This is a genomic window from Fictibacillus terranigra (genome assembly GCF_030412265.1).
GTDB classification, from domain to species: Bacteria; Bacillota; Bacilli; order Bacillales; family Fictibacillaceae; genus Fictibacillus_C; species Fictibacillus_C terrinigri.
In genome coordinates this window covers 40,079-53,284 of the sequence record NZ_JAUHLN010000004.1, presented here as the reverse complement: position 1 = coordinate 53,284, position 13,206 = coordinate 40,079, and the positions used below count along the sequence as shown (strand labels likewise).

The window sequence follows — 13,206 nt, the reverse complement described above, 5'->3', positions numbered from 1 at the left end:
CTGATTGTAGCATAACTCTTCTCTTGTTAAACGATCGTTTCATTAAACACCCGTTTAACTCCTATCCTGAGTATACCCTTTGAATTCAAGCGGTAACGGGCGAAAGGATAGATAAGCTCTCTTATGTTAACATACTGCTCACCGGGGCCCCCATCGATGTGTCACAGTATTTGCTTACTTTTGCATACTGGGAGCTCCCCCATGCGATGCCCACTCCTTTTCTGGCCAAAAAAAAGATGGGGCTCTCTTATTGAGCCTCATCCTCTGTTGGTTTTACGCGCTCTTTTGGCACAAGCATCTGGAAGTGGTGGCGAAGGTTCACGAATTCGCCCGGCAGGAGTCCGCCGAATTCACCGTCCAGGTTGAGCTGCATTTTATCGGTCGGCCGTACTTTCACGCGGTTCGCTTTCGTGTAGATGACATGGTCGTCATTGATATGCTCGCCTCGAAGAGCCAATGTCGCGATGCGGACAAATTCAGCCAGGTTCGTTTTCTTCAATATAATCAGGTCAAACATGCCGTCGTTGAACTCGGACGTCGGCGCCAGTTTTTCAAAACCGCCGATGGAGTTCGTGTTCGCCACGAGGAACAGCATGATCTCGCCTTGAAAGAGCTTGCCGTCATACTCGATCTCCGCGTACGTCGGACGGATAGACGGAAGCATCTCGATGCCTTTCAGGAAATAGGCGAGCTGACCGATCATAGTCTTGAGCTTGCTTGGGACTTCATACGTCAGCTCGGTAATACGGCCGCCGCCGGCAATGTTGATGAAGTACTTTTCGTTGACTTTTCCGATATCGACGGGTATTTCTGCACCCTGGCACAGGACGTCACACGCACCTTCAATTGTTCTTGGCACGCCAAGGGCACGGGCAAAATCGTTCGTTGTTCCGGCCGGAATAATGCCGAGCTTTGGACGTTCTTCAAGATCGGCAAGGCCGTTGACAACCTCATAGATCGTTCCGTCACCGCCTGCAGCGATAACAAGGTCAAACCCGCGTTGGCCAGCGAGCTTGGCCGCTTTTGTGGCTGACCCTTCCTCCGGTGTTGTTGCATGGGCAGACGTTTCATAGCCTGCAATTTCTAAACGCTCAAGAATATAAGGAAGCTGCTTCTTGATCGCTTCTCTGCCTGAAGTTGGATTGTATATTAATCGTGCACGTTTCATAGTTTTCACCTGATTTACTTTTCTAATGGTTTGTTATTAAACATTGTACGCTGTAACCAGAAAAAACAGCCCATGTTTGGACTGTTTTAATACCCATTTTTATTATAGTGATTTCGCCTAAAAAAAGCAAAACTGTGAAAAATTTTTCATGAAATTAATTTAAGTCCAATTGCCGCGCTCAGCACCATCGCCATGAACAAAATGCGTTTCCAGTCGCGCGATTCACCGTATACGAGCATTCCGACAAGCACACCGCCCACCGTTCCGATTCCCGTCCATACCGCATAGGCGGTTCCCATGGACAGGCTTTCCATGGCAAGGGATAAAAGCGAAAAGCTGCAGGCGAACCCGAGCGCCAGAAACAAGAACGAAGCAATGCCTTTCTTCTGGTTCACTTTATTCAGGCCGATGACCCCTAACACCTCAAACGCACCGGCGAGCACAACATAAAGCCAGCCCATTATGCTTCACTTCCTTTCCCCGCCGGTTCCCCCGTAACGGCTTTTAATCCGATGACCCCGGCAAGCAGCAGCGCGATCAGGGAAATCTTCGCCCAGCTGAACGGTTCGTCGAAGAACAGCATTTCCGCAAGCACGGTTCCCGCGGTTCCAATTCCGGTAAAGACGGCATACACCGTACCGACCGGCAGTTTATCCAAACATGGCAGCAACAGGAAGAAGCTGATGATGATCACAAGTCCGGTCCCTGTCCACGCCAGGGCAGAATCCGCATGCTTCAGTCCGCTGACCCACAGCACTTCCAAAATGCCTCCCATGATCACTAATGTCCAATATCGATTCATTTTACGTTCACCTCTTAGCTGAATAAGGCCCGTTCATACATATACCATGATGCTTCGAGCCGCTCTTCCGTTCTTCTCTCTCCGCCATACAGCAGCTCAACGAACACACCGTCCAGCAGCGCGATGTACGCTTTGGCCGCATGCTCGATGTTCAACGAATTAAGCTGTGGCTCTTGTTCCTTTGCTTCTTTAAATTCCTGAAGCAGAAGAGTCTCCATTTTATCCAATAGATTGTATACATCCTTCATCACTTGATCGTGCAGATGCTCCGGCGGAAAGTACGACGTCCGCAGCCAGAACTTCGCCCGCTCATCCTCATCGTAGTTTTCCTTTTGCGATCGTAAAAATCCATACAGCTTCTCTTTGAATGAGGAGCTGCGGTTTTTGAAATAAGCCGTTGCCTGCTCCCATTCCCGTGCGATCGCCTCCTCCGTCACCGCCAAAAACAATTCATCCTTGTTTTTAAAATGGGCGTAGATCGACGGCGTTTTAATTCCAACATCAGATGCAATCCCTGATAGAGAAGCCCCGCTGTAGCCGTGGTTCGCAAAATGGGCAAGTGCCGCTGCTTTAATTTTATCTGCTGTCATTTTTCATCACCTAACTAATGTTCGTTAGGCAAATCATCGCACACTCTTCCTCACTTGTCAAAGGAAGAAGGGTTTTAAGAGGGAAAACTCGAAGTAGAAGGGTGGAAATCGTTGAAGGAGAGAATACAATGACTATCGTTAATCTTACGTTTCGTCTGTCCAACCGTTTTGACTTCCCGCAGCTGGTCGAATTGGAGAACCTCGTATGGAACACGGATACCGCTCCGGCGGAGATCTACTGGCATTCCGCTGAGGAATATGCCAAGCACTGTCCGGAAGGCAGCCAGCTTTTGGCCGTTTTCGGCGACCGAGTCTGCGGCTATTTTTCCTACCGCATCCCTACCCCGCTCGACAGCAACAAGCATGTGGCCGAGCTGGCATTGGCGGTGCATCCTGATTTTCAGGGCCAGGGCGTCGCGAACGAATTAATGAAGGCCGGTGAGGATTGGATGAAGCGCCTCGGCAAAAAGAAGCTGTCTCTAAGGGTGATGGCCACGAACCCGAAGGCCGTCCGTTTTTATGAAAAGTACGGCTTTATCAAACAGGGGCTGCTCGTGAACGAATTTTATATCGATGGCAGCTATGTGGACGACATCATGATGTATAAAATGCTCGATGACTAGGGCAGAACTGGATCCACAGAAGCATACGAGGACCGGACTCCCGCTTTCAAGAAAGCTGGTTTGGCTCTTTCCCGCTGTGTTTATCGTGCATGATGCTGAAGAGATCTTTACAGTAAAGGCGTCCTCGATGCCCACCGGGAAGAGCCTCCGTTCAACCGGCTGCCGATCGGCCAGCCGACGACAGGTACATTTGCTATAAGGTACTGCTGATCCTCCTGGTGATCGTGCTTGTCTTCCTTTATATCTCAAGGAATCCGTGAGAGAACAGCCGCTTTTTCTGCTGCTTGCTTCCACACTCTTTATGAACGGTGTCACACACGCGCTGCAGGCCTTGTACTTTAGAGGCTATACGCCGGGAGTGGTCACTTGCGAGGTGCCTGGCACCACATTTGAACATTTTTCGGATATTGGCGGCTTTCCCTTGTTTTAACAAATGGGAACCGATACTATAAATAGGTGAATGATTTCATATGCAATTATATGGTTGACCGATGTTAAAGGAGGAAAATGAATGTTTGACATGTTCTACGAAATGCATAGAGGCTCTTGGGCGATCTTGATCGTATTGTTCCTGATCACCTACTTTACGAAGAGCCAAAAGATTTCTCTCATGCTTCAGCGCCTGTTCTACCTCATCATGATCGTCTCTGGTGCAGGCATGCTCGTGACACTGAACTTCCCGCTTCAGTATGTCTTAAAAGGTGTGCTTGCGATCGTATTGATCGGTGTGATGGAAATGCTCGTTGCCCGCAAACGAAAAGGCAGCCCGATGCCGATGATGTGGATTGTCTTGATCATCCTTCTCGCCATCATTTTAATGATGGGATACGGCGTCATTTCATTCTAATCAGGAATAAGCCGTTCTCTTTTATTGTATAAAAACAGCTAAAAGCAGTGGATTTCGCAGGTGAAATCACACTGCTTTCAGCTGTTTTTTGCAGGAAAAAAAACGCTTGATAGCAGTTGAAGAAGGAATCGAAATAATTTGATCAGTTCCAGTTCTTCTCTATAAATTGAACGGCAGGCTGTAAATTGGTATTGTTCGCAATTTCAATGACAGCGGGAACCACGGCAGGGTCCGTTTTGGAGAGGTTAGGGATCCGTGGATCTAACCGAAAAAAACGATTTCCCAGAAGATTGGAACTGACCATGGATTCATAGTAACCATTTCCGCCGGCGACAATCTGAAGAAATGGCAGTAAGGGTTCATTGGGCGATCGATCCAAAATGACTCCCCAATTTGGAGGAAGGTCCTTCAGATTTTCGGGGCGTATGTTATCTGCACTCACCATCCCCCATCCGTGCGTATCTCTTTTTAACTGCGTCGGGGTTTCACCTGTTCCAATGGATAATACCGCAATTTGATCCAATGGCACTTTGGCTTTACCCACTGCAAACGAGATACTGGCTGTACTCGGGTTCGTTGCTACTACATACCCATCCACGTAGTTTTGATAGGCTCGTTGCGTCGCGGGAGCACCGCTGCTCCGCAGTATCACATCACTCGCTTTCTCATTTAAATAAGGGGAGCCAGGAAAGTTGTGGAACAACACAGGAGTCCAACGATTCAGCTCCGGTGAATATAATTGAAATGAAGGGACAACTATTCGTTTTTTTAAGTTTTTGAGACGAAGATCTGATGGAAAAAATCCCCGTACCGCTTTAATAAACCCAGAATAGGGCAATTGCTGGTTAAAAACAGGTCCACCTGGGCGGGAAACACTGAATGCCGGCAGGATTTTTTCCATAAAATACCGGAATGTCTCCTTCGGCGATCTTCCGCTTGCCAACGCAAGGGCAGTGAATGAACCGATTGAATTTCCGGCGAAAACGTGGGTGTTTCTAATTAATTTTGGGTTTTGCTGAACCAGTCTGTTCAAAAGCTGTAAGCTTAAAGCTCCTAGGGTACCGCCTCCATCAAAGGTCATGATCCGATATTTTGTCAAAGGTGAATTCTCCTTTCTCATCTGATCACAAGTATCCATTCAGTATATGTTTATACGATTGAATTGCACCCGCTTTTTATTTTGAGTTCTTTAAAGACAAAACAGCCTGGCTTCCGATGTGGAGCCAGGCTTTTTATTGCTTCTGATATTCCAAAATGTCGACAAAGTTAAAATACTCGGATAACGAGTCCGCCGTTTTTCTAAACAGATGTTATACGTTCGTTTAAATTGCCTTGATCATTAAATACGTCAATGGATTGGGTCGAGTTCTTAAACCTTGGCGGGTGGCACGTATATCGCTTCATTATGTATCCGTTTTATGGAGGTCTTCTTTTAAGATGGAGTACATGTATAAATCATCGAACTTTCCGCACGTATATTCGTAATGCCGCAGCAGCCCTTCTCGTATAAATCCCTGCTTTTCTACCAGTCTTTGTGACGCGAGATTCTCCGGTTCGATTAAAGCCTCAATTCGCTCTAACTGAAAATGTTGAAATCCATATTCAACAACTGCTTCCAGTGTTTCGCCCGCTATCCCTTTCCCCCAGTAATCTTTGCTTAGCTCGAACCCAATCTCCGTCCGAAAATGTTTAGGATGCCGGTTAAGAAAGCCGCAGCTTCCAATCACCCGGCCAGAATCCTTGAGCGTGATTCCCCACCGTATTCCAGTGCCTTCTTCATATATGGATTGGTACCATTTGATCTCAGCTCCTGTGCCTTCTATTGTTTGATAAGGTTCCAGCCCCATGTGCTTCACAACCTCTTGATCCGATAAGTAGATGAACAGATCCTTAGCATCTTCTGTTGTTACTTCTCGTAAAATTAATCGCTCTGTCTCTATGACAGGAAATTCGTTTCCCACTTCGATTTCTCCTCTTGGGTTTTCATATTTTCAAAGCCGGAATCCGCCAAAACGATTACGATTATGGCCTGTTTTGCGGCGGCACCAAACACCAGGATGATAAACGGGGATAAATCGTTAGAATACCGATCCTTTTATAGCCGGCCAAGCATCCTATCCAAGCCAATGATCATCGGTCCAATGATACTTGCCATTCCCGTCCCCTCCTCAACAAGTTATACGCCAAATTATACCACTAATCAGAAATAAAAAAGTAACAGCCACTCGTCAGCAGCGGCTGGTTTTTAAGGATGGGAACTGCGGCAAAGCTTTTCAGGCTGTTTAACAATTGATTTTATGTTTTCAAACACATTCTTTTTGACCAAGTTAGAAGTCCGTTTATTTAGCGTCACTTTTTCATCTTTCATCAGCTGTTTTGTAAAAATCGTTAACGGCCCTTTATTCAGGTTCGCATGCTCCATCATATCGGTGCTCGATGTGTAATACAGGTTGGTGTGCCGGTAACGGCTGCTCTCTTTATCATAAACATCCTTAACCGTCATTACATGAAGTTGGTTCTGCTGATCCATACATGATACCGTGTTGACCTTGTACCATTCGCTATTTTTAGTCTTGCTGTATACAAAAGCCTCCTTCGTAAAATCAAAGTAAAAGATAAAAGGAAGAAAGATGATCAAAAGAAAGATGGCCATTTTGAACGCTTTCGTCAAAGCGATCCTCCTCACAATTCCGCATTTATATCATTGTAAGTTTCAGATTAAGCAAATATGCAGGTTTGTTTTATACGAAAAAAAGGCTGCCAAAGCAGCCCCAAAACGTCTCATAATTGCCTCTTGTATTTTCCCGAAGTAATGATAATTCCTGGAGAAAGTTCTCCACCTTCAATATGATCTTTTATATGCGATACATCAATCTCTCTCTCGATTATTATCGTTTTATTTTCCTTTCCTCGTAACATGGCGTTATACGGGGCATTTGCGTTCACAAGTGTGACCGGCTTCATATCATCTTTATCCCCATACTTTTCCCTAAGCGCTACAGTGAACCGAACATCCTTATGACTGTAGTTTTTCATTGGGAGTTTACATACTGCATGCAATGTTGTTTTATTTGCCATTTCAAAAGTGCAATCGCCTTTATCACTATTATAGGAAATGGCGTAGATGCCTGTTGCAAAATGCTTTTGGAACGAATCCGCTAAAATATGAGGAAGAAAGATCGCCATCACAATAGCCAGCACTACCAACCGTGCATGATATTGGTTCAAGGATGTCACAAGAAAATACAGGCCCACCATCAATAAACCCAGTGAAATCATTCCGATAACATTTATACCGTTTACGGTTTCAACGGACCGGCCTAATATATTTGTATTACCATAGGGACTTGCATTAGGAAAAGGAAAATTCAATGCCATAGATACAACCATGAAAGCAAAGGAGATGTATAGTAATCTTTTATTCTTTATCACTTCAATACGCTCCATCTGAATAATATTCAACAGGTAAATTATAACAATAAAGGGCCGCCCGTATCATTATATATATTGAATCAGATAAGATGCCTGTTTACTTCATGTACCTTTACATTTTATTCACTTCGCGATTTACAGTAAAGCACAGAGTGCCGCCAATACAGCTTTTACCGCTTGCCAAATCGGCAATCACATAAATTAAAGAAGCCAGGTATCCTGGCTTCTTTAATTAGACGTTCTATTATACAAAGCTGACTCCGAGAAATGGTGATCTGTCATACAATATTTATGTACTTTTTTTAAAAGAGTGCATAATTCAGACGTTAGGCGTTCGGAAGGGTATGCGCATACCGACAGTGTATTTTCCAGTAAGACAAAATCATCTGCGGTTGTTTCAAAATCCTTCAGCAGCTCGGCATCCGGTTCAGAGGAATACCATTCAACATGTGCCCAAGTCCGAATAGGCAAATTGAAATCTTTTAAAGAGGATAAATCACGTTCAAAGTGTTTTACAACGGTAGTTGTATTAAAATCTCCGTTTGAAAGGTAATAATCAAAATTATTGACCATTCGCACGTACGATCGTTGTTCTTCCGTTAATAACAAGTTAAGCTTCTCTTGTAATTTGGGAAGTATTTTCATGTTCTCAATTACTAGAATGAGCTGATGTTTTTCTAAGCCAGAGAGTATATATGAAACTAAATTTTCCAGATACAGTTCTTCGTCATTAAAATGATAAAAAATATGTCCCACGGAAATCTTTTCTAGAAATTCTTCTGAATCGTTCATAAATCACCTCTGCGTTTAAACTTATCCAACATTATAACACAGGGCTTTTTGAAATGTTTTTCAGAGGTTCTATAATAAAGGTGAGTAGAATAAGAGAAGGGTGTGTTATGAATGAAAAGGAGTAAGATGAATGCTGAGCATTATGTATGGGGTGATCAATGCGACGGTTGGCATCTGGTCAAAACTATCGATTTAAGTATTATTCACGAACGTATGCCGCCAAATACATATGAGACAAGACACTATCATCATCGTTCCCGTCAATTTTTCTTTGTGTTATCAGGTACAGCTACTCTTGAAGTTGATGGCGAACTTATAGAGTTACATCCACAGGAAGGATATGAAGTCCCACCGCTCGTTCCGCATCAAATGTTTAATAAAACCAATCTCGATATTGAATTTATCGTCACTTCCCAGCCGAATAGCAGGGGCGATCGAATGTTAACAGAATAAAAAACGGCATCCTTTTTCAGAATGCCGTTCTTTTCCAGCAAACTATTTCGCTGGTGCCGGGTATCCTTTAGGCAGCTTAAAGCCATGCTGCTGCATTACTTCGCGAAGACGGTCCGGATAATCGGTGATCATTCCGTCAACACCATCTGCGATTAGTTTGTCCATGGTTGGCTTGTCATTCACTGACCAAGGAATGACCTTCAATCCCGCTTTATGCGCTTCTTCAACCATTTGTTTTGTTACGTAAGGCTCGTAGCTGTCATCGGTAATTTTGCCATCCTGCGGAAAGCCATGGGTGGGGGAAATAGCATCTGCACCAAATGAACGGGCAGCTGCAACCAGGTCCCCTTTAAAATCATCGATGTCGATCCCACCCAGCCAAGGAGATGCACCCGGCTGGCCTGGCTGAAGAAACTGCGGCCCATTCGTAAGTGCGACTATAGGCAATCTCGGCTCGACCTCACGCATGCGCATGAGTGAACCCCAGTCAAAGGATTGGATCGACACACGGTTAAGCATGCCTGCCTCACGCACTTGGCGGGCTACGGTTTGAACGAATTCCTCCCGGGGAGCCGTTTCCTGCGGAGCACCAGCCTCCACCTTGGTTTCAATGTTCATCCAAACATTATTTGCTTTATAGCGTTTAACGAGGCCGAAGATTTCCGTCAGCAATGGCATTTTCGCGCCCGGACTCGTTACCTGCCCTGGATACTGCGGCTTGGCGGTTGAACCGCAATCTAGCGTACGAATCTGTTCTAGCGTCAGGTTCTTTATATATTTGCCGACATAAGGGTACTCCGGATCTCCCTGATACACAGGCTTGGTATCCTTACAATTCCCGCTTGAGATCTTACGGTCATGCGTGACTACAGCTTGGTGGTCCTGCGTAATCTGAACATCCAGCTCAAGTGTATTGACGCCCATCTCAAGGGCATGGGAAAACGATGCGATCGTCGATTCGACCGTAAGCCCCATTCCTCCGCGGTGTGCCTGAAGGTCAAACCCTTTTGGCCCAAAATGGCTGGAATCTTGTTCTGCCGCAGAAACCGAGGTTCCACTGCCGAAACCAAGTGAACTGGCCACAATTCCCGCAATCGCTGCCAGTATTGCCTTCTTTTTCTTTCTTTTCATTTTGCTCATCTCCTTAAACTTTGAAGTATTTTACGCTTAAAGTATAAAGAGACTTTATAAACCTTTATTGAAGTGAACGTTAAGATACTTTATGTATTACAAAACTTTCGTCATAAACACACTGTTTGGATCCTCTTTATAATCGCCAAACGGCTGGCCGATTTGAAACCCGAAACTCTCGTAAAGCCTGCGGGCCGGTTCAAAGGCTTCCATGGAGCCTGTTTCCAGACTGATCCGGCGATAGCCTCGCCGCTTCGCCTCCTCCATGATGTGCTGAAGCATTCGCCTCGCCACACCCTTTCTCAGGTGGACAGATGAAGTGCGCATCGATTTGATCTCTCCGTGCTGGCTGTCCAGTTCCTTCAAGGCTCCGCAGCCCATTAACTGTCCATCTTTCCAAACGCTCCAGAAGGTGATGTCGGGTTCTTTCAATCCGTCCAGATTTAGGGCATGAATGCTTTCAGGCGGCGAATGCTGTTCCATTCCCTGAAGGTGCTCCCCAATTAATCTCGTAATTTCGACTCCTGTTAAATTATCTACTTTAATCACCATGTAAAAACACTCCTTGTTTATTGTTCATTTCAGGCTTACACTTGATGGTCTTATCTACAGTAAATCAATTCTTGCTGTTCATTATAGAATAGAGGTTCAACGGATGGAATGGCAGAACCTTCTGTTGTTCCAGCCTTTTTGTAGGAGTACATCGATTTTGGTGAGGCATTCGTTTATACTCCTCAGTGCAGGCTTTAATCGCAAGCATCTATCTTTCACACCTTTCAACCTTTAGTGATTCCCTATCATTTAAAAGAATCCTTCTTCTGCCGATAGGTGCTCAAAAAGAAAAGCCGCCTGACATGGCAGCTCTCTAAATGCATTCATCTTTTATTGACTTGATTGTGGACTGTGGCTGGTTAGATGGGCATCAAACATGTCGATGATTTCAAGGAATCGATCAGCCTCACGAAACACATGGTCGGCTAAAAGTGGATGAATAATACTCTTTATTTTGCATTGCTCAATTAAATCACGTGCCGTTTTCTTGAAGTCCCGAAGTGAGGATACCGACACACGATTTTGATCCAGGAATTGATCCAGAAGCGGTACGGTCTGAGATTGTGGCTTCATTGATTCGAGATCCCTTGCCTGATACATCAATTGATCAAAATCATTGCTGAAATTTCGTGCGATATCAACTAGCTTCCTTTCAGACGGATCCAGCAGATGGCCGATAAATTTAGCATGGTCCGCCATGATCCTTAAAAAGAAGACATTTTCTTTAATAATGGCTTCTGGAAGAGGCTTCAATTTGCCTTCATTCAATTCGCCTAATCGTTTTCTAAAGTAATTCGCTTCCCTGCTTGTATGGTCAACCAACAGGGGAAAATTATTTGCCCCTGGCAATTTACAGGTAAGAATTAATCCCAATACTTTTCGTTTAAATCCGAAAATATTGGCGGCAGCTTGCTGCACTTCTGTATTAAACCTTCTGATTTGCTCAGGATCTGATTGCTCTGTAAAGGAACGTGAGGTTTGTTCGATGTTTTCGAACAAGCGGTAAAATTGATTAGCCTCATTGATTAATAGAGTGTCCTCTGCTCTAAATCCCAATCGAAGAAATAAAGAATGTTCCTTCATGATTCTGGACCAAAAACGAATTTCATTTAATGACCGCTCAGCAAATTTCCCAGATGTCACACCCGTATCAGCATGCAGTAAGGCCTCTTCTCCGTTCATTCACAATCCTCCCGGCAACTACTCGTTTATCCTATTGTTATTAATCCAAACAGATAAAAATACCAAATAAAAAAGACAGGTTGCGATAAGCAGCCTGTCTTCAGTGACTTGAACCTAATTATTAATATACTTTTCAAACACATGGCCGTAGTCTTTCACGTGATACTCTTTTCGGCTTTCCATGAGCCATGTAAAGGCTGCATCGTTCAGCTGGTTGAAGTGATCGACGAGCTGGCCTTCCTTGCTCTGGATGCGGCTGAGTGTCGTCGATGCAAGGTTGATGCTCTGCTGGGCATACTGCAGGGCGAACTCGTTCTCGTGAGCGATTTCCGCGATTTTGCAAAGCGATTTGTAAAGGTCCTTCAATTCCTCAATGTGTTTTTTGTGGACGTCGATAGAAAACGGTACAGAGCCGATCACAAATTTGATCTCGACATCGAGGTCGACGGTTCCTGCCGTCTCCAAAGAAACGTTGGAAATCGTGTTCTCGCTGTAGCTGTATCGGTGAAGCATGCGTTTTTTGCTGACCGCGCTCGTTCCGTCCAAGTGGATCAGCGCACGGTTCGTAAAGCAGTACTCGTCGGTTTTGGATTTAATCAGAAAATAGATTTTCTCGTTGTCTTCATGGAACACATAATCGTCCGCGTCCACCTTGTCATAGTCTGCAGGCTTGATGACGCTCCCTACATCACTTAATCCGAGTGCATCTGAAGCTAAGCGTTTTAACATATATTCCTACTCTCCTTGTGTTTTCGTCTATTCTTTATACGATACCATTTCGCAAAAGGTTTCTCTTTTAATGAACGCCGTTTTCCACATTCCAGCTGCCCTGCTTTTTTCGGGCATACAAAATCTGCCCCGTATGATAGGCAGTATGGATCGTAAGGTTCGCGATGACGCTTCCCCACTCCTCGTCTCTGTCGTCATAAGCTCCTTGATCAAAGCGTTCTTCTTCACTTTCTTCGATTGCCGTCCTCCACTGGGCCATGACCTCTTTTAGACGGTTAACCGTCTGCTTCCAATCCCAGTTTTCGTTTACATCTTGAAATGTTCGATCGTTTCCTTCTTTAGCTGTTGACGGGCTTGCTCCCGTAAAACGGTCGAGGTAGCGCTGATTCCAATAGATGAGGTGGTTGACGATCTCACGGATCGAATTGCATTCCGCGGTCTCTTTCCAGGCCGCCTGTTCATCCGTCAGCCCTACGAGCGAGTTTTCCAAAGATACAAACCAGTGGTTGTTTTGAAAAGCGTCGAGCTGATTCAGCAAAAGTTCTTTTGCGTTCATTGTGTTGCCTCCTTTGATCGTTTTTGCTGCGGTACTGATGTAAATGTTTGAAAACGCACATTGTCTTTATGTGAAAACTGATCGGCAAAATCGCCGTTTGTGTAATCATGGATGATGTTTGTCCAAAAGGCTTGCGCCGGCTTGTTCTGTGGGATCTGGGCGATGTCCCAGTCCCCTGGAAACTGTTGAAAGACGGCAAATGCAGCCTCTTTCCCTATGCCTTGTTTCCGGTATTTCTTCAGGACGAAGAATTCCGACATATGGTAGATGCCGTGTTGTTTCCGGATCAGAGCAAATCCGGCACGGATACCGGCTCTCTTCCTCCCAATACTCATCAAGATAGGTGTAC

The 13,206-nt window shown here is 45.0% G+C and carries 19 protein-coding genes; 4 read left to right on the top strand and 15 right to left on the bottom strand.

Annotation, left to right across the window (positions count from 1 at the left end; genetic code table 11):
• Positions 1-247 precede the first annotated feature (247 nt).
• The 4 genes from QYF49_RS18195 to QYF49_RS18180 form a co-directional block, all read right to left on the bottom strand.
• A complete protein-coding gene (locus QYF49_RS18195; protein ID WP_290401034.1) occupies positions 248-1,168 on the bottom strand; it encodes a diacylglycerol kinase in 921 nt (306 codons plus the stop codon).
• A gap of 146 nt (positions 1,169-1,314) precedes the next feature.
• The gene (locus tag QYF49_RS18190; RefSeq protein ID WP_290401033.1) at positions 1,315-1,629 is read right to left on the bottom strand and encodes a DMT family transporter; all 315 of its coding nucleotides are present in this window, start codon (positions 1,627-1,629) and stop codon (positions 1,315-1,317) included.
• The gene (locus tag QYF49_RS18185; protein WP_290401032.1) at positions 1,629-1,970 is read right to left on the bottom strand and encodes a DMT family transporter; all 342 of its coding nucleotides are present in this window, start codon (positions 1,968-1,970) and stop codon (positions 1,629-1,631) included. Before QYF49_RS18185 ends, QYF49_RS18190 begins: the two co-directional genes overlap by 1 nt.
• Before the next feature lie 14 nt (positions 1,971-1,984).
• Positions 1,985-2,560: a TetR/AcrR family transcriptional regulator gene (locus tag QYF49_RS18180; protein WP_290401031.1), complete on the bottom strand. Its 576-nt coding sequence runs from the start codon at positions 2,558-2,560 to the stop codon at positions 1,985-1,987.
• Positions 2,561-2,688: 128 nt separating this feature from the next.
• Between QYF49_RS18180 and QYF49_RS18175 the strand changes: the two genes are divergently transcribed.
• The 3 genes from QYF49_RS18175 to QYF49_RS18165 all read left to right on the top strand — a co-directional run bounded on the left by QYF49_RS18175 (position 2,689) and on the right by QYF49_RS18165 (position 4,030).
• On the top strand, positions 2,689-3,183 hold the full coding sequence (locus QYF49_RS18175) for a GNAT family N-acetyltransferase (RefSeq protein ID WP_290401030.1): 495 nt from the start codon (positions 2,689-2,691) through the stop codon (positions 3,181-3,183).
• 256 nt (positions 3,184-3,439) lie between these two features.
• Positions 3,440-3,613 carry an HXXEE domain-containing protein gene (locus QYF49_RS18170; protein ID WP_290401029.1) on the top strand — a complete coding sequence of 58 codons (174 nt, stop codon included), beginning with the start codon at positions 3,440-3,442 and terminating at the stop codon, positions 3,611-3,613.
• 81 nt (positions 3,614-3,694) lie between these two features.
• Positions 3,695-4,030, top strand: a complete 336-nt coding sequence (locus tag QYF49_RS18165) for a DUF1516 family protein (protein ID WP_290401028.1) — start codon at positions 3,695-3,697, stop codon at positions 4,028-4,030.
• Positions 4,031-4,172: 142 nt separating this feature from the next.
• Here the strand turns inward: QYF49_RS18165 and QYF49_RS18160 are convergent, their stop codons facing one another.
• The 5 genes from QYF49_RS18160 to QYF49_RS18140 all read right to left on the bottom strand — a co-directional run bounded on the left by QYF49_RS18160 (position 4,173) and on the right by QYF49_RS18140 (position 8,254).
• Positions 4,173-5,129, bottom strand: coding sequence for a patatin-like phospholipase family protein (locus QYF49_RS18160; RefSeq protein ID WP_290401027.1), 957 nt, complete (start codon positions 5,127-5,129; stop codon positions 4,173-4,175).
• A gap of 304 nt (positions 5,130-5,433) precedes the next feature.
• On the bottom strand, positions 5,434-5,991 hold the full coding sequence (locus QYF49_RS18155; RefSeq protein ID WP_290401026.1) for a GNAT family N-acetyltransferase: 558 nt from the start codon (positions 5,989-5,991) through the stop codon (positions 5,434-5,436).
• A 284-nt stretch (positions 5,992-6,275) separates the two neighbouring features.
• The gene (locus tag QYF49_RS18150) at positions 6,276-6,701 is read right to left on the bottom strand and encodes a hypothetical protein (protein WP_290401025.1); all 426 of its coding nucleotides are present in this window, start codon (positions 6,699-6,701) and stop codon (positions 6,276-6,278) included.
• 110 nt (positions 6,702-6,811) lie between these two features.
• Positions 6,812-7,462 (bottom strand): hypothetical protein, encoded by a 651-nt coding sequence (locus tag QYF49_RS18145; RefSeq protein ID WP_290401024.1) that lies wholly within the window; start codon positions 7,460-7,462, stop codon positions 6,812-6,814.
• A gap of 228 nt (positions 7,463-7,690) precedes the next feature.
• Positions 7,691-8,254 (bottom strand): MEDS domain-containing protein, encoded by a 564-nt coding sequence (locus tag QYF49_RS18140; protein WP_290401023.1) that lies wholly within the window; start codon positions 8,252-8,254, stop codon positions 7,691-7,693.
• Positions 8,255-8,365: 111 nt separating this feature from the next.
• On the opposite strand from QYF49_RS18140, the gene QYF49_RS18135 reads away from it, so the two are divergent.
• Positions 8,366-8,707 (top strand): cupin domain-containing protein, encoded by a 342-nt coding sequence (locus tag QYF49_RS18135; protein WP_290401022.1) that lies wholly within the window; start codon positions 8,366-8,368, stop codon positions 8,705-8,707.
• Positions 8,708-8,749: 42 nt separating this feature from the next.
• Here QYF49_RS18135 and QYF49_RS18130 read toward each other — a convergent pair whose 3' ends face one another.
• The 6 genes from QYF49_RS18130 to QYF49_RS18105 form a co-directional block, all read right to left on the bottom strand.
• Entirely contained in the window at positions 8,750-9,838 is a 1,089-nt protein-coding gene (locus QYF49_RS18130; RefSeq protein ID WP_290401021.1) for a glycerophosphodiester phosphodiesterase, read from the bottom strand.
• A 96-nt stretch (positions 9,839-9,934) separates the two neighbouring features.
• Positions 9,935-10,390, bottom strand: a complete 456-nt coding sequence (locus tag QYF49_RS18125; protein WP_290401020.1) for a GNAT family N-acetyltransferase — start codon at positions 10,388-10,390, stop codon at positions 9,935-9,937.
• A 330-nt stretch (positions 10,391-10,720) separates the two neighbouring features.
• Positions 10,721-11,572 (bottom strand): DUF2935 domain-containing protein, encoded by an 852-nt coding sequence (locus QYF49_RS18120; RefSeq protein ID WP_290401019.1) that lies wholly within the window; start codon positions 11,570-11,572, stop codon positions 10,721-10,723.
• Between the two features lie 114 nt (positions 11,573-11,686).
• Positions 11,687-12,301, bottom strand: coding sequence for a PH domain-containing protein (locus QYF49_RS18115; RefSeq protein WP_290401018.1), 615 nt, complete (start codon positions 12,299-12,301; stop codon positions 11,687-11,689).
• Between the two features lie 67 nt (positions 12,302-12,368).
• Positions 12,369-12,857, bottom strand: coding sequence for a DinB family protein (locus tag QYF49_RS18110; RefSeq protein WP_290401017.1), 489 nt, complete (start codon positions 12,855-12,857; stop codon positions 12,369-12,371).
• Positions 12,854-13,192: a GNAT family N-acetyltransferase gene (locus QYF49_RS18105; protein ID WP_290401016.1), complete on the bottom strand. Its 339-nt coding sequence runs from the start codon at positions 13,190-13,192 to the stop codon at positions 12,854-12,856. Before QYF49_RS18105 ends, QYF49_RS18110 begins: the two co-directional genes overlap by 4 nt.
• Positions 13,193-13,206: the final 14 nt, after the last annotated feature.